The sequence below is a fragment of the Streptomyces thermoviolaceus genome, assembly GCF_045209695.1.
GTDB classification, from domain to species: domain Bacteria; phylum Actinomycetota; class Actinomycetes; order Streptomycetales; family Streptomycetaceae; genus Streptomyces; species Streptomyces thermoviolaceus.
Window position 1 is genome coordinate 4537763 of sequence record NZ_CP109280.1, and the last position, 21556, is coordinate 4559318.

The window sequence follows — 21556 nt, forward strand, 5'->3', positions numbered from 1 at the left end:
CCGCCCGCGCGGGAGGGACACCGAACAAGGACACCGGACACCGACCCAGGAGCGGCTTATGAGCGCTGTGACCCCCGCTGGAGGCGACACCGCGGCGGGCCGTTCCTGGCCCCGCGTGCTGAACACCCTGCTGGCCGGCCGGGACCTGGACGCCGATGACACCGCCTGGGCCATGGACCGGATCATGCGCGGCGAGGCGACGGACGCTCAGATCGCCGGTTTCGCGGTGGCGCTGCGGGCCAAGGGCGAGACGGTGCAGGAGATCACCGGCCTGGTCCGGGCGATGTACGAGCACGCCCGTGTCATCGAGGTCCCCGGGCCGGCCGTGGACATCGTCGGCACCGGCGGTGACGGCGCGAAGACGGTGAACATCTCCACGATGTCCTCCATCGTCGTCGCGGGCACCGGCACCAAGGTGGTCAAGCACGGCAACCGGGCCGCGTCCTCCGCCTCCGGAGCCTCCGACGTCCTGGAGAAGCTGGGTGTGAACCTGGAGCTGAGCCCGCAGCGGGTGGCCCAGGTCGCCGAGGAGGCCGGGATCACCTTCTGCTTCGCGGTGAAGTTCCACCCCGCCCTGCGGCATGTCGCCGCGGCCCGCGGCCAGCTCGGTATCCGCACCACCTTCAACTTCCTCGGCCCGCTCACCAATCCGGCCCGGGTCTCGGCGCAGGCGGTCGGGGTCGCCGATGCGCGCATGGCGCCGATCGTGGCCGGAGTCTTCGCCGAGCGCGGCAACTCCTCCCTGGTCTTCCGCGGGGACGACGGCCTGGACGAGCTGACCACCACGGCCACCTCCCGGGTGTGGGTGGTCCGGGACGGCACGGTCACCGAGGAGACCTTCGACCCCAGGGACGTCGGCATCGACCTGGTGCCGGTCGAGGCGCTGCGCGGCGCCGACGCCTCCTACAACGCGGAGGTCGCCCGCCGGCTGCTGGACGGCGAGCGCGGGCCCGTCCGGGACGCCGTGCTGCTGAACGCCGCGGCCGCCCTGGTGGCCCTGGAGCCCGGCCCGGGGACGCTGGCCGAGCAGATCCGCGCCGGCATGGACAAGGCGGCCGAGTCCATCGACTCCGGCGCGGCCCGGCGGGTGCTGGACCGCTGGGTGGCGGCCAGCAACGCCTGAGGGCCGGCGAACGCCTGACGGCCGCCCGCGGCCGTGCGGTCCCGCGATCCGGACACCGGTTGCGGGACCGCGATCTTTTCGCGTACGTTTTCGTCCAGGTCATGAGTGACAGCCTTCAGGCCCCGGCCGGCTGTCCGGCAACCCTCCGTCCGTGGCGGGGTGCCCCGGGTGAAGACCAGGCCGCAGGCAGCGAGGTCTGCGGCAAGCGCGGACCCCTCGCGCGCTCCTGACGAGCGCGAGGCCAGGGGTCCTGGTCGTGACGAGGGAGTTCTTTCGTGAGCCAGCGAATGCGGTAGGCCTGTCGCCCGTTCTCCCGCCGTCCGCCCACGCCCGTGCAGCGGGCCGTGGACGCCGGTGAGCCGCGACAGGCCCGGGGCCACACCCCGTCCGTTCCCCCTTCTTCTTTCTTTCTCCTCGCGTTTCCTTCTCTTCGCGTCACGTCTTCCGCGCTGAGCCGTGCCCGGACACCGGCATGTCCCGGGGCGCGTGGGCTCGCGCGGTCGACGCCGCCTGCCTCCACGGGAGTTCACCCATGTCTGTCTCCGCTGTCGCCCCCGGCCGGTCCGTGTGCGCCCCGCTGCCCGTGCTCGGCCGTGACGTCACCGTGCCGCTCGTCACCGGCGGCGAGGTCACCTATGCCGCGCTCGACTACGCGGCCAGCGCACCTGCCCTGCAACGCGTCTGGGACGACGTGGCCGCCTACGCGCCGTACTACGGCAGCGTGCACCGCGGGGCCGGGTACCTGTCCCAGCTGTCCACGGAGCTGTTCGAGTCCTCTCGCCGGACGGTCGCGGAGTTCCTCGACTGCCGCCCCGACGACGAGGTGATCTTCACCCGGTCCACCACCGACTCCCTCAATCTGCTGGCCCGCGCGCTGCCCGCCGGCTGCCAGGTGTTCGTCTTCGCCACCGAGCACCACGCCTCGCTGCTGCCCTGGCGCGACGCCCGGGTGACGTATCTGGACGCGCCCCGCAGTCCCGGGCAGGCCGTGGACGCCCTGGAGCGGGCGCTGGCCCTGCGCGAACCCCACGGCCCGGCCCTGGTCTGCGTCACCGGCGCCTCCAACGTCACCGGGGAGCTGTGGCCGGTCACCGAGCTGGCGGCCGCCGCCCACGCGCACGGCGCCCGGATCGTCCTGGACGCCGCCCAGCTCGCCCCGCACCACCCGGTCTCCGTGCGGGACCTCGACGTGGACTGGGTGGCGTTCTCCGGCCACAAACTCTACGCCCCGTTCGGCGCGGGGGTGCTGGCCGGGCGGACCGACTGGCTGCACGAGGCGGAGCCGTACCTGGCCGGCGGCGGGGCCAGCCGCCGCGTCACCCGGCGCGACGACGGGAGCCTGGACGTGGAGTGGCACTGCGGCGCCGCCCGGCACGAGGCCGGCTCCCCGAACGTCATCGGCGCCTACGCCATCGCATCGGCGTGCAAGGCGCTGACCGAGGCCGGCTTCGACGCCCTGGTGGAGCGCGAGCAGCACCTGATCCGCCGGGTGCGCGCGGGGCTGGCCGAGGTGCCCGAAGTGAAGGTGCTGTCGTTGTTCGGTGACGACGCCCCGCGGGTCGGTGTGATCTCGTTCGTGGTGGAGGGCTTCAACAGCTCCCGCTTCGCCGCGGCGCTCTCCGCCGAGTGGGGCATCGGGGTGCGGGACGGGCTGTTCTGCGCCCACCCGCTGGTGCGGACCCTGCTCGGCACCGACCCCGAGACGCAGGGCGAGTGCGGTGCCCCCGAGGCCGCGCCCGGCGAGGCGTCGCTGAACGCCGTCCGCGTCAGCTTCGGCGCCGGCACCCCCGACGAGCACGTCGAACGGTTCGTGACCGCGGTGCGGGAGCTGGTCCGCGACGGCGCGAGGTGGCAGTACCGCACGGAGGGCGGCCGCTGCGTGCCGGTGGTGTGACCCGGGCGGGCCGGGAGGCGGCCCGCCGCGGTCAGGAGTCCAGGCCGATGGCGAACGCCGCCTCCAGGTCGTGCTGCGAGTACGTACGGAAGGCCACATGGGTGTCCGTGGCCTCCACCCCCGGGATCTTGCTGATCCGCCCGGGGATCACCTCGGCCAGTTCCTCGTGCTGCCGCACCCGGACCATGGCGATCAGGTCGTAGGTGCCGGTGACGGAGAAGACCTCGCTGACGGAGTCCAGCGCGGCGATCTGCTCGGCGATCTCAGGGATCCGGTCCACGCTGGTCTTGATGAGGACGATCGCGGTGATCACGGCTGGTTCTCTCCCTCGGGAGCCGGAGCAGGGGCGGGCTTCACTCTAGTCCGCCGCCCGTAGCGGACCCATGCGCAGGCGAAGCCCAGGGCGAAGCCGATCACATGGGCGAGGTAGGCCACGCCCGGGCCCTGGCCGGCCCGCCCGGCGGCCAGCCACTGCAGGGTCGCCCAGAACGGCAGGACGATCCACGCCGGCAGTCTGAGCGGCAGGAAGAACAGGAACGGCAGGACGCTGGTCACCCGCGCCCGCGGGAACAGATACAGAAAGGCACCGAGGACCGCGGAGATCGCCCCGGAGGCGCCCACCAGGGTCTGCTCGGAGGCGGCGTGGGCGACGGCGTAGCCCAGCAGGGCGAGGCAGCCGCAGCCGAGGTAGAACAGAAGGAACGGCAGGCGGCCCATCCGCTGCTCGGTCATCGCGCCGAAGACGTACAGGAAGAGCATGTTGCCGAGCAGATGGACCCAGCTGCCGTGCACGAACAGCGCCGTCGCCGGGGTCAGGGCGGCCCGCGGGTCCCCGGTGAGCAGTTCGGCGGGGATCACCCCCCAGCGCCGGAAGTAGGAGCGCTGGGCCTCCAGCAGCGCGTCCCCGGTGCCCAGCCGGGGGTCGAGCCCGGAGGCGGGGCCGATCGCGAACAGGACACAGCACACCACGATCAGGGCGCAGGTCACCGGCGCGGGCGTGGTCCGCAGCGCCTTCCAGGCCCGGGCCGCCCGGCCGGTCACCGTCTTCGTGTCGCCGGTCATGTGCACAGAGCATGGCGTACCGGGACGCATCCGCGCAGACCGCCTCGCCGCTGCGGACCCCGGGGCGGGCCGGGGGTGCGAGGCCGTAGGGTTACGAGCCGGACCCGGTGCGCCCGAGCGATGCGGGGCACCGGACACTGGAAGGAAGCGAGCAGTCACGATGACGGTTCCCCAGCCGACCGCCACGACGCGGTGGCGCTGCACCCTCTGCGGCAACCTCACCCGCTTCGACGTGACGCGTTCGTCGAAGGTCGTGGAGTACGTCCACCTCGACCTCGCCGGCGAACCCACGGTGGAGGAGCGCGAGGTGCTCAGTGAGACCATCGAGTCGGTGCGGTGCCGCTGGTGCAACGCCGTGGACAAGGTGGAACTCGTGGACAGGCCGGGCGCCGGCTCCTGAGCGGAGCGGCCGGCACAGGTACCCCCGCGAGGGGGACCGCTAGGCATTGGGGTGACGGATGGAGCAGACACGAGGCGGGGAGCCGGACGACGGCGCCGCTGAGGTGCTCGACCGTCCGCTGCCCGAGAGCGTGCGCCGCAGGGTCGTGCAGATCGTCGCCGACGCCTTCGGCCGGCTCACCATGGCCGAGCTGCCGCTGCAACTGCGGCAGTACGCCCGGTTCGCGCCGAAGAGCCGCACCAAGTTCGCGGGCAACGCGATGGCGGCCGCGGTGGAGAACGACACGCTGTTCCGGCAGCGCGTCGGGGAGAAGTTCCGCGAGGCGCAGCCGGAGCTGTGCGGCGCGCTGGAGGACGGGTCGCCGCCGCCGGCCGCGGATCCCCTGGACGTGGCCGCCGCCGCGTATGTGCTGCGGCCCGCCGGCTGGGTCAAGCTGGTCACCGCCGCCGGCGAGGAGGTGAGGCGGGCCCACGCCGAGCGCGCCGAGGAGGCGAGCCGGGCCGAACTGGAGCGGCTGCGCGCCCAGCTCGCCCAGATGCGCGAGCGCACCCGGGCCGAGACCGAGCGGCTGCGCACCGAGCTGGAGGCCGCCCGCAAGGAGGCCGACGCGTTGCAGCGCAAGCTGCGCAGTGCGCTCAGCGACGTCAAGCGCGGCCAGGCCGCGCTGCGCGCCGCGCGGTCGGAGACGGAGGCGGTGCGCGCCGAGGGGCAGGCGCAGTTGTCGGCGGCCGAGAGCGAGACCCGGCGGCTCAAGGCCCGCCTGGGCGAGGCGGAGGCCGCGCTGGAGGCCACCCGGCGGGCGGCCCGCGAGGGACGCAGCGTGGAGGACATGCGGGTCCGGCTGCTGCTGGACACCGTGCTGGACGCCGCGCAGGGGCTGCGCCGGGAACTGGCGCTGCCGCCGGTGTCCGTGCGGCCCGCGGAGACCGTGGACGCGGTGGAGCCGGGGCGGATGACGCCGAAGGACATCGCCGCCCGTGCGCTGTCCGAGGACGACCCCGCGATCCTGGACCAGTTGCTCGCGCTGCCGCAGGTCCATCTGGTCGTCGACGGCTACAACGTCACCAAGACCGGCTATCCGCAGATGCCGCTGGAGAAGCAGCGGCTGCGGCTGCTCGGACAGCTGTCCCAGCTCGCCGCGCAGACCGGGGCGGAGGTCACCTGTGTCTTCGACGGCGCGGAGCTGGCCGCGCCGGTGCTGCTCGCGCCGCCGCGCGGGGTGCGGGTGCTGTTCTCCAAACCGGGCGTCACCGCCGACGAGCTGATCCGCCAGCTGGTGCGGGCCGAGCCGCCGGGGCGGCCGGTCGTCGTGGTGTCCACGGACCGTGAGGTGGCCGACGGGGTCGCCCGGGCCGGGGCGCGGCCGGTGGCGTCGGCGGTGCTGCTGAAGCGATTCACGCGGGGCTGATTTCGGGCACACGGCGTTTTCCGGTGCAGGGGCGTCGTAGGGAGCGTACGCGCCGAATACGTGAATCTGCGGGCACCGTGTGGCGACGGTGTGTCAACCGTGTCTTACTCCAGGTGAGTTGTGTGCAAAAAATGGCGACTGTGGTGCGATTTTTTGCTGTGAGGATTTGAATTCATCACGATGAGGTCACTAGGGTCTGGCCTCGAAACTCCGAGCGGGTGATCACTCACAAGAATGGAGCTCGCTTCCGTGGCCTCCCATCGTCGACCCAAACAGCCGAGCCGTGCACGCGTGACCGTGCTCACCACCGCGGCAGCCGCCGCCGTCGCCATCAGCGCACAGTCGGCCAACGCGGCGCCGAGCGAGAAGCCGAGCAAGGACGAGGTCAAGACCAAGGTCGACAAGCTCTACGAGCAGGCGGAACAGGCCACCGAGAAGTACAACGGGGCCAAGGAGAAGCAGGAGAAGCTCCAGAAGGAGATCTCCACCATCCAGGACAACGTCGCCCGCGGCCAGCAGGAGCTCAACAAGCTGCGCGACAGCCTGGGTTCGCTCGCCGCCGGCCAGTACCGCTCCGGCGGGATCGACCCCTCGGTCCAGCTGTTCCTCTCCTCCGACCCGGAGGACTACCTGGACAAGGCCTCCACGCTCGACCAGCTCAGCGGCCAGCAGGTGGACGCGCTGAAGCAGATCCAGGACAAGCAGCGCGAACTCGCCCAGCAGCGCGCCGAGGCCACCGAGAAGCTCAAGGACCTCGACGCCACCCGCAGCGAACTGTCCAAGAAGAAGAAGGAGATCCAGGCCAAGCTCGCCGAGGCGCAGCGCCTGCTCAACACCCTGACCGCGCAGGAGAAGCAGCAGCTCGCCGAGGAGGAGCAGCAGCGCTCCACCCGCGCCTCCGGGCGCGTCGAGATGAACGTCAACGTGCACGGCAGCGGCTACGCGGGCGCCGCCTTCGCCGCCGCCCAGACCAGGATCGGCTCGCCGTACGTCTACGGCGCCACCGGCCCGTCCTCCTTCGACTGCTCGGGCCTGACCTCCTGGGCCTACGCCCAGGCCGGCGTGTCCATCCCGCGCACCTCCGAGGCGCAGGCCGGCATCGGCCCCCGCATCTACTCGCAGAGCCAGCTGCAGATCGGCGACCTGGTCTTCTTCTACGGCGACCTGCACCACGTCGGCCTGTACGCGGGCAACGGCCAGGTGCTGCACGCCCCGCGCACCGGCACCGTCGTGCGCTACGAGCCGATCAGCAACATGCCGTTCCAGTTCGGCATCCACGTCTGACGCCTTCGGCACCACACCGGCCGGGACACCCTCCGGCCACCCCGGACTCACACCCGTGGCGCCGCCCGAACGGGCGAATCGCGCCGAGGCACATTGACCCCGCGCCCCGCCTCTGACCTGCTGTCGGAGGCGGGGCGCCGTGCTGCACGCCCCTGATGCGCGTCCTGACGCGGTTGCCGAGTGGCTACTGTCTGCCCCGTTTCCCCGGCCCGCCGGGCGCGCCGCGCGCCCGGCACCGGGCGGGGAGACGGTGTCCTGTCGGTCCGTGGAGGGAGTTCGGCTTCCCGTGGGGTCCCATCGCCGCCAAGCGTCATCGGGGTTCGACCGGGGTGTGTCGGCGGCCTGCGCCGCCGTCACCGTGCTGTCCGCCGCGCTGGGCGGGCTGTCCGCCCAACCGGCCGCCGCTGCCCCGCACGACGGCGTCCGCGCCGAGGTGGACCGCCTCTACCGGGAGGCGGAGAAGGCGACCGAGGCCTACGACCAGGCCGGTGAGCGCGTCGAGCGGCTGCGCCGCCGGGTCCGCGACGCCCAGGACCGCATCGCCCGGCACCAGCAGCGCGTCAACACCCTGCGGGACGCCCTGGGTTCGGTGGCCGGCGCCCAGTACCGCTCCGGCGGCGTGGACCCGGCACTGGCCCTGCTGCTGACCGGCGACGCGGACGACTACCTCGACAAGGCGGCCACGCTCGACCGGATCGGCGCCCACCAGGCCGTCCGGCTGCGGCAGCTGCGGCAGGAGCTGCGCCGGCTCGCCCAGGAACGTGCCGGAGCCACCCTGACCCTCGCCGATCTCGACCGCAGCCGCACGGCCGTCGCCGCGCACCGGCGCGCCGTGCAGCGCAAGCTCGCCCGCGCGCGGCAGCTGCTCAACACCCTCTCCCCGGCCGAACGGCGCGCCTACCACCGGGCCACCCGCTCCGGCCGCGGCAACCTGCCCGCCGACGCCGGCCTCCCCAAGGACGTCGCCCCGGCCTCCGCCCGCGCCGCCGTCGCGCTCGCCGCGGTCCGCTCCGCGCTGGGCCGCCCCTACGTGTGGGGCGCCAACGGCCCGTCCGGCTTCGACTGTTCGGGCCTGATGCAGTGGGCCTACGCCCAGGCCGGGGTGCACCTGCCGCGCACCTCCCAGGAACAGCGGCTGGCGGGCCGGCGCATCCCGCTGTCCCGGATCCGCCCCGGGGACCTCGTCGTCTACCGCTCCGACGCCAGCCACATCGGGATGTACGTCGGCCGCGGCCGGGTGATCCACGCGCCGTACCCCGGGGCCTCGGTGCGCTACGACCCGCTGCACATGATGCCCGTCCTGTCGGTCACCAGGGTCTGACGGCCGATCGATCCGCGCCCGTGACGTCCCGTCCGCCGCCCGGCCCGCCCCGGGGCGGCGGACGGACGGTGCGGACACGGCGCCGGCGGCCGCCGTACCATCACGCAGTGGCCGGTCGCAGGCGAAGGACGAGACGGGTCGCCGCGGCGGTGTGCCTGCTGCTGGCGACGCCGTCGGCGTGCGGCGCGCCGTCCGCGGCCGACACCGCGCGCCGGACGGTGCAGCAGCTGCTGGACCGCAGGGCGGCCGCCGTCCTGCACCACGACCCGGCCGCCTACGCCGCCACCGGAGCCCGCGACGCCTACCCGAACCTCAGCTCCGTGCCGTTCGCGGACCTGACCTACCGGGTGACCGCCGTGCACCGCAGCGGCGACACGGCCACCGCCGACGCCGAACTGCGCTACCGCCTGGCCGGCTACGACGACGCGCCGGTCACCGCCGAGCGCACCCTCACCCTGGCCACCACCGCCTCCGGCGGCTGGTACGTCACCGCCGACCGGCCCGCGGCCCGCTCCGCCCAGCAGCTGTGGGACCAGGGCCGGGTGACGGCGGTCCGGGGCCGCTCCGTCCTCGTCCTCGGCGTCGGCCAGTCCGCCTCCGCGCTGCGCGGCTACGCCGGCCTGGCCGACCGCGCGGTGCCCGCGGTCTCCTCCGCCTGGGACGGCGCATGGAGCCGCCACGTCGTCGTCCTCGTCCCCGGCTCCCTGGAGGGCATGGCCGCCCTGCTCGGCTCGCGGGCCGCCGACTACCGCGGCATCGCCGCCGTCACCACCGGCGAGGCCCGCAGCGGCGGACGGGCCCCCGCCGACCGGATCATCGTCAACCCCGACGCCTACGGCCTGCTCGGACCGCTCGGCAAGCAGGTCGTGCTCACCCACGAGACCACCCATGTCGCCACCCGCGCCCACACCGGTGCCGCCACCCCGCTGTGGCTGTCCGAGGGCTACGCCGACTGGGTCGGCTACCGGAACTCCGGACGCACCCCCGAGCAGGCCGCCCCCGAACTCGCCGGTGCCGTCGCCGCGGGCGAGCTGCCCGACGCCCTGCCCGCCGACCGCGACTTCGCCTTCACCGGCGACGCCACCGCCCTCGCCCGCGCCTACGAGGGCGGCTGGATGGCCTGCCGGATGATCGCCGACCGGTGGGGCGAGCGACGGCTCGACGCCTTCTACCGCGCCGTCGGCGCCCACGACCGGCGCGCCGGAGCCGTCGAGGACGCGCTGCACACGGTGCTGGGCACCACCCTCGAGCAGTTCACCGCGCAGTGGCGGCAGTACCTCAGGGACGGGCTGACCTGAGCCACGCCCGGTCAGGTCTCCCGCAGCCCCTCCCGGCTGCGGGAGACCTGACCGGGCAGGGACACCGCCCGCACCGGCGGCACCGTGGCCCGCCACAACGCCCGGCAGGCCAGCAGACAGGCGGCCACCAGCAGCCCGTTGCGCACCACCAGCAGCCCCACGCCGAGCCCGTCGCTCGCCACGACGTCGGCGAAGAACACCGGGAACTCCAGCACCGTCACCCCCGCCGCGACCAGCACCAGCGCCACCGGCAGCCGCATCGTGCTGCCGGCGAAGCACAGGCACACCGCTCCCAGCCCGGCCAGCCACACCAGGTACTGCGGGCTGATCACCCGGCTGGTCACCGTGCACAGCAGCACCGCCGTGAACGCGGCGTCCGCGAGCGTGTGCGGCCCCGACCGATGGGCCCGCAACCGCCACGCCAGCAGCCACACCAGCCCGGCCGCGGTCAGCACCTGCGCCACGGTGCCCGCCATCGCGACGTACGATCCGGTGAACTCCATCGACCCGTAGCGCAGCTCCACCCGGCCGTCCCAGCCGGCCCACCGGGCCAGGTGGAACACCAGCGCGCCCACCGACTCCACCTCGGTGCCCCGGTCGCGCTGGGCGCTCAGGAACGACAGCGCCCCCGGCAGCGCCGACACCGCCACCAGCACCCCCGCCGCCGCGGTCAGCACCGCCGCGCCCCAGGCCCGCCGTCCGGCAGTGCCCCGCGCGCCCGCGAGCAGCAGCAGCGGCCAGCCCTTCAGCAGCGCTCCCAGGCCCGCCAGCACGCCCAGCACCCGCGGATGCCGGGCGCCGGCGAGCAGCGCGGCCACCGCCACCGCGGTCACCAGCACGTCGTACCGGGCGTACAGGGTCGGCCCCACCGCGGCCGCGCCCGCCGTCCACACCCAGGCGCCCAGGGGCGAACGGTCGGCGCCCCGGCCGGCGGCCAGCAGCAGGCCCAGCACCACCAGGTCGGCGAGCAGCGCCAGCACGAGGAAGGCCGTGGCGTAGTCGAGGAACGGCAGCACGGCGGGGGAGAGGACCGCCAGGGCGGCGCCGGGCGGGTACTGCCAGGCCACGTCGCCGACCGGGAACGAGCCGTGGCGCAGCACCTCGTACCAGCCCCGGTAGATCACCGACACGTCGCTGCCGACGTCCGGGCCGGGCAGCACCAGCACCCGCAGCACGCACAACACCAGCACCGCCCGCGTCGCCGTCCACACCGCGAGCAGCGCCGCCGTGCGCCGCCGCGCGTCCGCCTCGTCCATGGCCGGTCCCTCGTTACGTCCGCCGTGCCGCCGCCACGGCCATGCTCGCCCGTCCGCCCGGCCCGGGCCAGGGCAGTACGGCCACTCAGGGCCGCTCCCGCCCCACCCGGTAGGGTCGGCGGCGATGCACAAGACCCTCATCGTCACCAATGACTTCCCGCCTCGCCCCGGCGGCATCCAGGCCTTCCTGCACAACATGGCGCTGCGCCTGGACCCGGGCCGGCTGGTCGTCTACGCCTCCACCTGGAAACGCGGACGGGAGGGCGCCGAGGCGACGGCGGCCTTCGACGCGGAGCAGCCCTTCACCGTCGTCCGCGACCGCACCACGATGCTGCTGCCGACACCGGACGCCACGCGCCGTGCCACCGAGCTGCTGCGCGAGCACGGGTGCACCTCGGTGTGGTTCGGCGCGGCGGCCCCGCTCGGGCTGATGGCGCCGGCGCTGCGCCGGGCGGGCGCCGAACGGCTGGTGGCCACCACGCACGGTCACGAGGCCGGATGGGCGCAGCTGCCCGTGGCGCGCGGGCTGCTGCGGCGCATCGGGGAGTCCACGGACACGCTCACCTACCTCGGCGAGTACACCCGCTCCCGGATCGCGGGCGCGCTCACCGAGCAGGCCGCGGCCCGGATGGTGCAGCTGCCGCCCGGGGTGGACGAGAAGACCTTCCACCCGGACGCGGGCGGCGACGAGGTGCGGGCCCGGCTCGGCCTGACCGACCGTCCTGTGGTGGTGTGCGTCTCCCGGCTGGTCAAACGCAAGGGGCAGGACACCCTGATCCGGGCCATGCCCCGCATCCTGGCCGCCGAACCGGACACGGTGCTGCTGATCGTGGGCGGCGGACCGTACGAGCGGGACCTGCGCCGGCTCGCCCGGGAGACGGGGGTGGACGCCTCCGTGCGCTTCACCGGCGCGGTGCCGTGGGAGGAACTGCCCGCGCACTACGGCGCCGGCGACGTCTTCGCCATGCCGTGCCGCACCCGGCGCGGCGGCCTGGACGTGGAGGGGCTGGGCATCGTCTACCTGGAGGCCTCGGCGACCGGTCTGCCGGTCGTCGCCGGGGACTCCGGCGGCGCACCCGACGCGGTGCTGGACGGCGAGACCGGCTGGGTGGTGCGCGGCAGCAGCCCCGAGGAGGCCGCCGACCGCATCGTCGTCCTGCTGCGGGATCCCGCGCTGCGCCGCCGCATGGGGGAGCGGGGACGCCGCTGGGTGGAGGAGAAGTGGCGCTGGGACCTGCTGGCCGAGCGGCTCAAGGACCTCCTCCGGCCGACCGTGCGCACCACCTGACCCCGGCCGTCGTGCACCCCGTCCGACGCGCGGCGGACGGGGACGCCGTCGTACCGGGCCTCCCGGCCCCGCGCCCGCGGGGCCGGCGCGGCGGTCACTTGGCGTACAGCGCCTCGATCTCGTCGGCGAAGTCCTTGGCCACCACGTTCCGCTTGAGCTTCAGCGACGGGGTGAGGTGGCCGGACTCCTCCGTGAACTGGGTGTCGAGGATGCGGAACTTGCGCACCGACTCCGCCTTGGACACGGCCGCGTTGCCGTCGTCGACCGCCGCCTGCACGGCCGCCTGCAGGTCCGGGTCGTCGCGCAGCGAGGCCACGGTGGAGCCGGCGGGCTTGCCGTGCTCGGCCGCCCAGCGGCCCAGGAACTCCTCGTCCAGGGTGATCAGCGCGCCCACGAACGGCCGCCCGTCGCCCACCACCATGCACTCGGCGACCAGCGGGTGGGCGCGGATGCGGTCCTCGATCACGGCCGGGGCGACGTTCTTGCCGCCCGCGGTGACGATGAGTTCCTTCTTGCGGCCGGTGATCCGCAGATAGCCGTCCTCGTCCAGGGTGCCGATGTCCCCGGTGTGGAACCAGCCGTCGGCCAGCGCCTCGGCCGTCGCCTCCGGGTTCTTCCAGTACTCCTTGAACAGGTGCTCGCCGTGCAGCAGCACCTCGCCGTCGTCGGCGATCCGCACCACCGAGCCGGGCAGCGGCTGCCCGACCGTGCCGATCTTCGGCCGGTCCCACGGGTTGAACGCGGTCGCCGCGCAGGACTCCGTCAGGCCGTAGCCCTCCAGCACGGTGAAGCCGATGCCGCGGAAGAAGTGCCCGAGCCGCTCACCGAGCGGGGCGCCGCCGGAGATGGCGTACTCGCCGCGCCCGCCGAGCACCGCCCGCAGCTTGCTGTAGACCAGCGCGTCGAACACCTTGTGCTTCAGGCGCAGCCCCAGCGACGGGCCGGACGGGGTGTCCAGGGCCTTGCTGTAGGCGATCGCGGTGTCCGCGGCCGTGTCGAAGATCTTCCCCTTGCCCTCGGCCTGCGCCTTGGACCGCGCCGCGTTGTATACCTTCTCGAACACCCGCGGCACACCCAGTATCAGCGTGGGGCGGAAGGACGCCAGCTCCTCGGTGAGGTTCTTGATGTCGGGGACGCAGCCGAGCTTGATCGGCGCCATCATCGGCGCGATCTGCACCAGCCGGCCGAGCACGTGCGCGAGCGGCAGGAACAGCAGCACCGAGCATTCACCGGTGCGGAACAGCGGACGCAGCCGCTCGACCACGTTGCCGCACTCGGCGAAGAAGCTGCGGTGGGTGAGCACACACCCCTTGGGCCGCCCGGTGGTGCCGCTGGTGTAGACGATGGTGGCCGGGTCGTCGGCCTTCGCCTGGGAGCTGCGCTCCTCGACGGTCTCGTCGGAGACACCCTGGCCGAGCCGGCCCAGTTCCTCGACGGCGCCGGCGTCGATCTGCCACACGTGCTTCAGCGCGGGCAGCCCCTCGCGCACCGACTCCACGGTGGCGGCGTGCGTCCCGGTCTCCACCACGCACGCGGTGGCGCCCGAGTCGCCGAGGATCCAGCGCACCTGCTCCGCCGAGCTGGTCTCGTACACCGGCACGGTGACGGCGCCCGCGCTCCAGATCGCGAAGTCCAGCAGCGTCCACTCGTACCGCGTCCTGGACATCAGCCCCACCCGGTCGCCGGGCTGCACACCGGCCGCGATCAGGCCCTTGGCGGCGGTCTGCACCTCGGCGAGGAACTCCCGGGCGCTGACGTCCCGCCAGACGCCGTTCTCCTTGCGGGCGATGACGGCCACATCCGGATGCTGCGCGGCGTTTCTGCGGACGATGTCGGTCAGGTTCCCGTCCGTGGGTACCTCGTACAAGGCCGGAAGGCTGAACTCGCGCAAGACTGCTGCTCCTCACAGGGCGCCGACGCCACGACGTGATGTGATGCGACGGTGCGGTCCAAGGCTCGGTCGGGTGCCCGGGTTCGCCAGGAGCCGCTGGGGGCCCGATGGTTGCAAGCCAGAGCACGACTGGACTGACCGGAGGCTACCCGCCGGTATGGCCACTCCGACAGGGGGGCCGGGCGAGATGTTCGCTGAGTCACATGGGGGATGTTCCTGCGGGCACACTAGTCGACACCGGGAACGACTGGCCAGAAACAGGCCAGGTGAGCACCTCTGTTCACCCCTGCCGCACGCCGCCTACGCTCGATGACCATGAACCGTCCACCGTCCGGCACCCGCCGCACACGTGTGCACGTGGTCAGCGACGTGCACGGCAACGTGCGCGACCTGGCCCGAGCCGGCGAGGGCGCCGACGCCCTGATCTGCCTGGGCGACCTCGTCCTCTTCGTCGACTACGCCGACCACTCGCGCGGCATTCTTCCCGACCTGTTCGGCGCCGAGAACGCCCGCCGGCTCGTCTCCCTGCGCACCGAGCGCCGCTACGAGGAGGCCCGTGCGCTGGGCGCCCGGCTCTGGGCGGGTGTGGACGGCGACCGCACCGAGGTGATCGAACAGGCGGTGCGCCGGCAGTACGCGGAACTGTTCGCCGCCTTCCCCACCCCCACCTACGCCACCTACGGCAACGTGGACGTCCCGCACCTGTGGCCCGAGTTCGCCCGGGAGGGCACCGTCGTCCTCGACGGGCAGCGGGTGCAGATCGGCGGCCGCGTCTTCGGGTTCGTCGGAGGCGGCCTGCGCTCCCCGATGCGGTCCGGCCACGAGATCGGCGACGAGGAGTACGCCGCGAAGATCGAGGCCGTCGGCGAGGTCGACGTGCTGTGCACCCACATCCCCCCGGACGTGCCCGAACTCCTCTACGACACCGTCGCCCGCCGCTTCGAGCGCGGCAGCCGCGCTCTGCTGGACGCCATCCGCCGCACCCGCCCCCGCTACGCCCTTTTCGGCCATGTGCACCAGCCGCTGGTGCGCCGCATGCGCATCGGCGCCACCGAGTGCGTCAACGTGGGCCACTTCGCGCGCACGGGCACGCCCTGGGTCCTCGAGTGGTGACCACGGGCACGCCCCGGGTCCCCGAGCAGCGGTGACGAGGGATGCGCACATGCGTCCGCAGGGACGCGGAGGCCCTGGCCGGAGCCGTCATGTCCGCAGGTGGGGTGGAGGCCGCCGGCCCTCTGCGCGGTAGCCTTCACGCTGCACACACGTGCGCACACAAACCCGACTTGCGGCCCGCATCTGGAGGAGCCACGGCGATGGCGGAACACACCAGCTCGAGCATCACCATCGAGGCGGCACCGGCCGACGTCATGGGGGTGATCGCCGACTTCGCCCGCTATCCCGACTGGACCGGCGAGGTCAAGGAGGCCGAGGTCCTCAAGACCGACGACCAGGGCCGCGCCGAGCAGGTCCGCCTCGTCATGGACGCGGGCGCCATCAAGGACGACCAGACCCTCGCCTACACCTGGACCGGCGACCACGAGGTCTCCTGGACCCTGGTCAAGTCCCAGATGCTGCGCTCCCTCGACGGCTCCTACCTGCTCAAGCCGGTGGGCACCGGCGCGACCGAGGTGACCTACCAGCTCACCGTGGACGTCAAGATCCCCATGCTGGGCATGATCAAGCGCAAGGCGGAGAAGGTCATCATCGACCGCGCCCTGGCCGGTCTGAAGAAGCGGGTGGAGTCCAAGGAGGCGTGAGCGGAACCGCTCCGGCCGGACCCTGCCGTGGCCGCCCACCGGCGGGCCGGCACGCCCTCACCTACCGTTCATCCCCATGCGTACCCTCCTGATCACGGGCCCCGGCGGCAGCGGCCGCACCACCGTCTCCGCCGCCACCGCGCTCGCGGCCGCCCGCGCGGGCGTGCCCACCCTCGTCCTCAGCGGCGACCGCGCGGACACCCTCGGCGCCGCGCTGGGCGTCCCCACCGGCGCGGAGCCCGTCGAGGCCGGACCCCGGCTGACCGCCTGGCGCCCGGACGCCGAGGCCTCCTTCCGGGCGGACGTCGCCGCCCTCCAGGACCGTGCCGCCGGCGTCCTCGACCTGCTGGGGGCCTCCCGTCTGGACGCCGAGGAGATCACCCTGCTGCCGGGCGCCGAGGAGCTGGCCCTGCTGCGGGCCCTGCGGGACGCCGCCCTGTCGGAACGGTTCGAGCTGCTGGTCGTCGACCTGCCGCCCGTCGAACGGGCCCTGTCCCTGCTCGCCCTGCCCGCCGAGCTGCGCCGGCTGCTGCGCCGTCTGCTCCCGCCGGAGCGGCAGGCGGCCCGCGCGCTGCGCCCGGTGCTCGGCCGGCTCGCGGGTGTGCCCATGCCCGCCGACGGGCTGTACGAGACGGCGGAACGCTGGGACACGGAACTGGCCGCCGTGGACGCCGTCGTCGCCGACCGCGGCACCGCCGTCCGCCTGGTCGCCGAGCCCGGACCGGCCGGCGCGGACGCGGTGCGCAGCGCCGTGCTCGGTGCCGCGGTGCGCGGACTGCCGGTGGAGTCCGTGGTCGCCGCCCGGGTGCTGCCGGAGGCGGCCGCCGACTCCTGGCTGGCCGTCCCCCTCGCCCAGCAGCGCAAGACGCTGGAGGAGTGGGCCGGGACGTACACCGTGCACCACGCCGCCCACCTGGGCCGGGACCCGCGGGGCCAGGACGACCTGGCCGCCCTGGGGGTGCCCGGGATCACCGCACCCTGCGACCCGGTCGAGTGGCCCGTGACCGACCGGATCGCCGAGGACGGGGTGCTGGTGTGGCACATCCCGCTGCCCGGCGCCCGGCGCGAGGACCTGGACCTCGTCCGGCGCGGCGACGAGCTGCTGCTGGCCGCGGGAGGGCACCGCCGGATCGTCCCGCTGCCGTCGGCGCTGCGCCGGTGCACGGTGGCCGGGGCGTCGCTGCGCGAGGGCGAGCTGCGCATCCGGTTCGCGCCGGACCCGCAGCTGTGGCCGCGCCGGGACTGAGCCGCCCCGGCGGCCCGGTGCCGCACCGTGCCCGCCGTCCCGCACCACGCCCGGGGCCCCGCACCCTGCCCGCGCTCCCGGACCGCCTCCGCGGCCCCGGACCGGGGCCGGCCGCCGTGGGCCGTCCCGCGGCGGCGGATGAACCGCCCCGTGCGGTTCCGGTAACGTCGATGGGACGAACCGCAGTCAGGAGTCCGTCATGAGCGAAGAGCGCACACCGTCCGACGACGCCGCGCGGGACGACACCGCTCAGGGCCGGACCGGCGGCGAGGAGTCGCACGAGGAGCCCCGCACCGTCGATCCCGACGCCTGGGCCACGGCCTGTGCCGAGGACCTCGAGGCGGAGCGGGCCCGGCACCGTGCCCGCACCGGCTCCCCCGAGGGCTCGGCCGCCGAGGAGCTGCGCAAGCTCGTGGACGCGGTCGCCGACAAGCTGTCCTCGCTGCAGGCGCCGCTGCTCGGCGCGGTCGCCTCGCCCGCCGCCCAGCAGGTGGTGCGGCAGGTCGTCGAGCAGGCCAAGGCGGTCGTGGAACCCGTCGTGGAGCGCAACCCCGAGGTCTTCGACCATCTGGCAGCGGCCGGCAACGAGCTGCTCGCCGCCTACCGCTCCGCCGTCTCCGCCCAGGAACGCCGCTGGACCCGGGGCGGCAAGGATCTCGCCGACGAGCTGAAGGATCTCGGGGACCGTCCCGGACGCCGCGACGGCGGCGAGGGCACCGGTGGCGGGGAACGCATCGACGTGGACTGAAGTCCCCTCGGGTACGGTTGGCCGTAGCGGGGCTCGACCGAAACTGAGGGATAAATGGGACTCACCATCGGCGTCGACATCGGCGGCACGAAGATCGCGGCCGGCGTGGTCGACGAGGAAGGCAACATCCTTTCGACCTTCAAGGTGCCGACCCCCCACACACCCGAGGCCATCGTGGACGCCATCGCCTCGGCGGTGGAGGGCGCACGTGCGGGGCACGACATCGTCGGCGTGGGCATCGGTGCCGCCGGTTATGTCAACCGGCAGCGGTCCACCGTCTACTTCGCGCCCAACATCGACTGGCGCAACGAACCGCTCAAGGAGAAGGTCGAGGCACGGGTCGGCCTGCCGGTCGTCGTGGAGAACGACGCGAACGCCGCCGCCTGGGGCGAGTACAAGTTCGGCGCCGGCAAGGGCCACCGCAACGTCATCTGCATCACCCTGGGCACCGGCCTGGGCGGCGGCATCATCATCGGCAACAAGCTGCGCCGCGGCCACTTCGGCGTGGCCGCCGAGTTCGGCCACATCCGCATGGTGCCCGACGGCCTGCTGTGCGGCTGCGGCTCGCAGGGCTGCTGGGAGCAGTACGCCTCCGGCCGCGCCCTCGTGCGCTACGCCAAGCAGCGCGCCAACGCCACCCCGGAGAACGCCCAGATCCTGCTGTCCCTGGGCGACGGCACGCCCGACGGCATCGAGGGCAAGCACATCTCCATGGCCGCCCGCCAGGGCGACAAGGTCGCCATCGACTCCTACCGCGAGCTGGCCCGCTGGGCCGGCGCCGGCCTGGCCGACCTGGCGTCCCTGTTCGACCCGTCCGCGTTCATCGTCGGCGGCGGCCTGTCCGACGAGGGCGAGCTGGTCCTGGAGCCGATCCGCAAGTCGTACCGGCGCTGGCTGGTCGGCGGCAACTGGCGTCCGGTGGCCGAGGTGATCGCCGCCCAGCTCGGCAACAAGGCCGGCCTGGTGGGCGCCGCGGACCTGGCCCGCGAGCCCGACCCGGTCATGTGACACGCGCTGCCGCGCCGATGCGCCCACCGTCCCGTGCGCCGGGACCGGTGGGCGCCGTCGTACCGGGCCCCGGATGCCGCCGTGGGCGGCAGCGGAGCCCGTGCGGCCCTGCCGGGCACGCGGGCGTATGTTGATCGTCATGCAGCTGCCCACGTCCCGCACCGAGCCCGACGGTTCCGCCGTCGTCCGTGTCCTGTCCTGCAACGTCCGCTCGTTGAAGGACGACACCGAGGCCCTGGCCCGGGTGATCCGGGCCTCGGCGCCCGACCTGGTCCTCCTGCAGGAGGCGCCCCGGTTCTTCCGCTGGCGCAAGAAGCTGGCGCGGCTGGCCCGCACCACCGGGCTGGTGACCCTCACCGGAGGCGCGACGGCCGCCGGCACGGCCGTGCTGTGCTCGCTGCGCGCCACCGTCGAGCGCACCGAGGACGTGCTGCTGCCGCTCACCCCCGGGCTGCACCGCAGGGGGTTCGCCACGGCCGTCGTCCGGTTCGGCGGGGCACGGCTCGGCGTGCTCGGCTGTCACCTCTCGCTCGACAAGGACGAACGCCACGAGCAGAGCGGCCTGCTGCTGGACCGGCTGGCCGGAATGGGCGTGGACCACGCCATCGCGGGCGGCGACATCAACGAGGGCCCCGAGGGACCGGCCTTCGCCCGACTGGCCGGCGCGCTGCAGGACGGCTGGGCGACCGCGCCGTGGGGCGCCGAACACACCTGGTCCGCCGCCGACCCGCACCGGCGCATCGACGCGCTCTTCGCCACCCGCGGCATCGAGGTCCTCGGCTGCGGCGTGCCCGTCGATCTCCCCGGCGTCACGGAGACCGACCTGCGCACGGCCACGGACCACCTGCCGGTGCTCGGCGCCTTCCGGATCCCGGCGGCGTGACGGCGGCGGACGTCCGGAGGCGGGGCCGGACGTCCGCGGCGACGGCGTCGGCCGCACGGCCGACCGCCCCGCCGCTCAGACCACCGCGCCCCGCCCCGGGTCGTCGTCCTCGTCGTCGCCCGGGTTCATGCGGGCCACCAGCGTCGCGATGCCGCCGAGGAAGCCGCCGACGCAGACCGTGGTCAGCCACCAGGTCATCTCCCAGCTGAGCACCACGGCGAGCAACAGCAGGACCGGGCCGCCGACGACGCCCAGCCAGGCGAACTTGGCGGTGGTGTCCGCCTCCGGCAGCGGCGGCGGCTCGGGCGGCACGAAGTGGCCCTCGTCGTCCTCGTCGAAGTCGTCGTCGGACGGCTCCCGGAGCGTGTAGTCCCGGGGGCCGGCGGGTCCCACCCCGGGGGCGAAGGAGACCGAGCCGCCCAGCCGCGGCGCCGACCGGCCCGTATCGCCGGGCCCTCGACCGGCACGCTCGTCGTCCGTGTCCGACGGATCGGGCAGCGCCAGGTTCTCGACCGGCCGGAACGGCCGTGCGCCGGGCGGATCCGGCGGCTCCGCCCCGTACCCGGCGACGATGGCGGCCCAGGCGGCCTCCTCGTCCGGCGGCAGCCGCCCGGCATCCCGCGCACCGCCTGTCGCCGCAGCGGAACCGGCGGCACCGGGACCGGCGGCACCGGTCGTCCCGCCGGACGCCGAACCCCCGTCGGCCGTCCCCTCGTCCGCCTCGCCGGACCCGGCGGTCTCCGCCCGGCCCGCGGACCCGGCCGCGGGCGTGCCGCCGCCGCGCCCCGCGGGGTCCTGGGACGTCCCGCCGCCCGCGGGCCCCGCGACGTCCCCGCCCCCGCCGAGGTTCTCCGCGGCCTCGTGGTCGCGTTCGTGCTCAGCCACCTGCCGTCGCCCCTTCCTTGCCGACCCCGGTCGCGAGCCGGCCGATGAAGGCGAGGCTCTCCTCGACGATCCGGTCCGCGTCGTGGTCCAACGTCGCCACGTGGTAGCTGTGTTCCAGCAGGACCTCGGTGACGTCCAGGGAGGAGACACGGCCGAGGATCCGGGCCGCGTCGACCGGCGGCACCACATGGTCCTGCGTGCTGCGCAACAGCAGCAGGGGTTGCGTGACCTGCGGCAGTTCGCGGTCGAGGAGCCGGAGGAAGGTCCGCAGAGAGTGGGCGGCGTGCAGCGGCACGTGGTCGTAACCCAGCTCCGTCACGCCCTCCTTGGCGATGTCGTCGGCGATGCCCTTCACGGCGGGCAGCAGATGCCGGACCACGGGCAGGGCGGCCGCGGGCAGCCCGTGCAGCCGGTGCACCGGGTTGACCGCGACGACTCCGCGCACCGCGTCCCCGTGCCGGGCGGCCAGACGCAGCGCCAGGGCGCCGCCCATGGACAGCCCGGCCACGAACACGTCGGTGCAGCGCTGCTGCAGCAGGTGCAGCGCGCGGTCCGCCTCCGCGTACCAGTCCTGCCAGCCGGTGACCTGCATGTCCTGCCAGCGCGTCCCGTGCCCGGGCAGCAGCGGCACCGCAACCGACAGGCCGTGCTCGGCCAGCCGGACGGCCCAGGGGCGCATCGACTGGGGGCAACCGGTGAAGCCGTGGACGAGGAGGACACCGACCGGGCCGCCCTCGTGGCGGTACGGCTCGGCTCCGGGCAGAACCGGCACGACGGTCTCCTGTTCGTGAGGTGACAACGGAG

General features: G+C 74.1%; 20 protein-coding genes and 1 riboswitch. Of the genes, 14 read left to right on the forward strand and 6 right to left on the reverse strand.

What is annotated here, in order from left to right:
• Positions 1-58: 58 nt before the first annotated feature.
• On the forward strand, positions 59-1123 hold the full coding sequence (trpD, locus tag OG899_RS19765; RefSeq protein ID WP_125498080.1) for an anthranilate phosphoribosyltransferase: 1065 nt from the start codon (positions 59-61) through the stop codon (positions 1121-1123).
• A 97-nt stretch (positions 1124-1220) separates the two neighbouring features.
• A riboswitch (SAM riboswitch) is annotated at positions 1221-1337 on the forward strand.
• Between the two features lie 318 nt (positions 1338-1655).
• Positions 1656-3017 carry an aminotransferase class V-fold PLP-dependent enzyme gene (locus tag OG899_RS19770; RefSeq protein WP_125498079.1) on the forward strand — a complete coding sequence of 454 codons (1362 nt, stop codon included), beginning with the start codon at positions 1656-1658 and terminating at the stop codon, positions 3015-3017.
• Positions 3018-3048: 31 nt separating this feature from the next.
• On the opposite strand, the gene OG899_RS19775 is transcribed toward OG899_RS19770, so the two are convergent.
• A complete protein-coding gene (locus OG899_RS19775; protein ID WP_125498078.1) occupies positions 3049-3330 on the reverse strand; it encodes an Lrp/AsnC family transcriptional regulator in 282 nt (93 codons plus the stop codon).
• Positions 3327-4079 carry a rhomboid family intramembrane serine protease gene (locus OG899_RS19780; protein ID WP_229813668.1) on the reverse strand — a complete coding sequence of 251 codons (753 nt, stop codon included), beginning with the start codon at positions 4077-4079 and terminating at the stop codon, positions 3327-3329. Before OG899_RS19780 ends, OG899_RS19775 begins: the two co-directional genes overlap by 4 nt.
• Before the next feature lie 160 nt (positions 4080-4239).
• On the opposite strand from OG899_RS19780, the gene OG899_RS19785 reads away from it, so the two are divergent.
• From OG899_RS19785 to OG899_RS19805, 5 genes are all read left to right on the forward strand, one after another.
• Complete coding sequence (locus tag OG899_RS19785; protein WP_125498076.1) at positions 4240-4479, forward strand: hypothetical protein; 240 nt, start codon at positions 4240-4242, stop codon at positions 4477-4479.
• A gap of 58 nt (positions 4480-4537) precedes the next feature.
• Positions 4538-5887 carry an NYN domain-containing protein gene (locus OG899_RS19790; protein WP_125498075.1) on the forward strand — a complete coding sequence of 450 codons (1350 nt, stop codon included), beginning with the start codon at positions 4538-4540 and terminating at the stop codon, positions 5885-5887.
• Positions 5888-6136: 249 nt separating this feature from the next.
• Positions 6137-7171 (forward strand): NlpC/P60 family protein, encoded by a 1035-nt coding sequence (locus OG899_RS19795; RefSeq protein WP_125498074.1) that lies wholly within the window; start codon positions 6137-6139, stop codon positions 7169-7171.
• Between the two features lie 286 nt (positions 7172-7457).
• Complete coding sequence (locus OG899_RS19800; RefSeq protein ID WP_185867849.1) at positions 7458-8492, forward strand: C40 family peptidase; 1035 nt, start codon at positions 7458-7460, stop codon at positions 8490-8492.
• 107 nt (positions 8493-8599) lie between these two features.
• Positions 8600-9790, forward strand: coding sequence for a hypothetical protein (locus tag OG899_RS19805; protein ID WP_168132183.1), 1191 nt, complete (start codon positions 8600-8602; stop codon positions 9788-9790).
• Between the two features lie 11 nt (positions 9791-9801).
• On the opposite strand, the gene OG899_RS19810 is transcribed toward OG899_RS19805, so the two are convergent.
• Entirely contained in the window at positions 9802-11046 is a 1245-nt protein-coding gene (locus tag OG899_RS19810) for a glycosyltransferase 87 family protein (protein ID WP_406311106.1), read from the reverse strand.
• A 124-nt stretch (positions 11047-11170) separates the two neighbouring features.
• On the opposite strand from OG899_RS19810, the gene OG899_RS19815 reads away from it, so the two are divergent.
• Positions 11171-12334 carry a glycosyltransferase family 4 protein gene (locus OG899_RS19815; protein WP_125498071.1) on the forward strand — a complete coding sequence of 388 codons (1164 nt, stop codon included), beginning with the start codon at positions 11171-11173 and terminating at the stop codon, positions 12332-12334.
• A gap of 94 nt (positions 12335-12428) precedes the next feature.
• Here the strand turns inward: OG899_RS19815 and OG899_RS19820 are convergent, their stop codons facing one another.
• The gene (locus tag OG899_RS19820) at positions 12429-14225 is read right to left on the reverse strand and encodes a long-chain fatty acid--CoA ligase (RefSeq protein WP_125498070.1); all 1797 of its coding nucleotides are present in this window, start codon (positions 14223-14225) and stop codon (positions 12429-12431) included.
• Positions 14226-14540: 315 nt separating this feature from the next.
• On the opposite strand from OG899_RS19820, the gene OG899_RS19825 reads away from it, so the two are divergent.
• From OG899_RS19825 to OG899_RS19850, 6 genes are all read left to right on the forward strand, one after another.
• Entirely contained in the window at positions 14541-15338 is a 798-nt protein-coding gene (locus OG899_RS19825) for a metallophosphoesterase (RefSeq protein WP_125498069.1), read from the forward strand.
• Positions 15339-15538: 200 nt separating this feature from the next.
• The gene (locus tag OG899_RS19830; RefSeq protein WP_125498068.1) at positions 15539-15982 is read left to right on the forward strand and encodes an SRPBCC family protein; all 444 of its coding nucleotides are present in this window, start codon (positions 15539-15541) and stop codon (positions 15980-15982) included.
• Positions 15983-16058: 76 nt separating this feature from the next.
• Positions 16059-17228, forward strand: coding sequence for an ArsA family ATPase (locus OG899_RS19835; protein ID WP_125498067.1), 1170 nt, complete (start codon positions 16059-16061; stop codon positions 17226-17228).
• A gap of 199 nt (positions 17229-17427) precedes the next feature.
• Positions 17428-17976 carry a DUF5304 domain-containing protein gene (locus OG899_RS19840; RefSeq protein ID WP_125498066.1) on the forward strand — a complete coding sequence of 183 codons (549 nt, stop codon included), beginning with the start codon at positions 17428-17430 and terminating at the stop codon, positions 17974-17976.
• A 54-nt stretch (positions 17977-18030) separates the two neighbouring features.
• Complete coding sequence (locus OG899_RS19845; RefSeq protein ID WP_125498065.1) at positions 18031-18984, forward strand: ROK family glucokinase; 954 nt, start codon at positions 18031-18033, stop codon at positions 18982-18984.
• Between the two features lie 139 nt (positions 18985-19123).
• Positions 19124-19867 (forward strand): endonuclease/exonuclease/phosphatase family protein, encoded by a 744-nt coding sequence (locus OG899_RS19850; RefSeq protein ID WP_229813670.1) that lies wholly within the window; start codon positions 19124-19126, stop codon positions 19865-19867.
• 75 nt (positions 19868-19942) lie between these two features.
• On the opposite strand, the gene OG899_RS19855 is transcribed toward OG899_RS19850, so the two are convergent.
• Together OG899_RS19855 and OG899_RS19860 are read right to left on the reverse strand one after the other, a co-directional pair.
• Positions 19943-20473, reverse strand: a complete 531-nt coding sequence (locus OG899_RS19855; protein WP_125498094.1) for a hypothetical protein — start codon at positions 20471-20473, stop codon at positions 19943-19945.
• A gap of 271 nt (positions 20474-20744) precedes the next feature.
• Positions 20745-21524 carry a carboxylesterase gene (locus OG899_RS19860; protein WP_168132186.1) on the reverse strand — a complete coding sequence of 260 codons (780 nt, stop codon included), beginning with the start codon at positions 21522-21524 and terminating at the stop codon, positions 20745-20747.
• Positions 21525-21556 lie beyond the last annotated feature (32 nt).

Coding starts and splice junctions, on each gene's coding strand:
- OG899_RS19770 (WP_125498079.1), top strand. CDS start 1,656: ATGTCTGTCTCCGCTGTCGCCCCCGGCCGGTCCGTGTGCGCCCCGCTG.
- trpD (WP_125498080.1), top strand. CDS start 59: ATGAGCGCTGTGACCCCCGCTGGAGGCGACACCGCGGCGGGCCGTTCC.
- OG899_RS19815 (WP_125498071.1), top strand. CDS start 11,171: ATGCACAAGACCCTCATCGTCACCAATGACTTCCCGCCTCGCCCCGGC.
- OG899_RS19845 (WP_125498065.1), top strand. CDS start 18,031: ATGGGACTCACCATCGGCGTCGACATCGGCGGCACGAAGATCGCGGCC.
- OG899_RS19810 (WP_406311106.1), bottom strand. CDS start 11,046: ATGGACGAGGCGGACGCGCGGCGGCGCACGGCGGCGCTGCTCGCGGTG.
- OG899_RS19835 (WP_125498067.1), top strand. CDS start 16,059: ATGCGTACCCTCCTGATCACGGGCCCCGGCGGCAGCGGCCGCACCACC.
- OG899_RS19825 (WP_125498069.1), top strand. CDS start 14,541: ATGAACCGTCCACCGTCCGGCACCCGCCGCACACGTGTGCACGTGGTC.
- OG899_RS19830 (WP_125498068.1), top strand. CDS start 15,539: ATGGCGGAACACACCAGCTCGAGCATCACCATCGAGGCGGCACCGGCC.
- OG899_RS19785 (WP_125498076.1), top strand. CDS start 4,240: ATGACGGTTCCCCAGCCGACCGCCACGACGCGGTGGCGCTGCACCCTC.
- OG899_RS19840 (WP_125498066.1), top strand. CDS start 17,428: ATGAGCGAAGAGCGCACACCGTCCGACGACGCCGCGCGGGACGACACC.
- OG899_RS19780 (WP_229813668.1), bottom strand. CDS start 4,079: ATGACCGGCGACACGAAGACGGTGACCGGCCGGGCGGCCCGGGCCTGG.
- OG899_RS19850 (WP_229813670.1), top strand. CDS start 19,124: ATGCAGCTGCCCACGTCCCGCACCGAGCCCGACGGTTCCGCCGTCGTC.
- OG899_RS19790 (WP_125498075.1), top strand. CDS start 4,538: ATGGAGCAGACACGAGGCGGGGAGCCGGACGACGGCGCCGCTGAGGTG.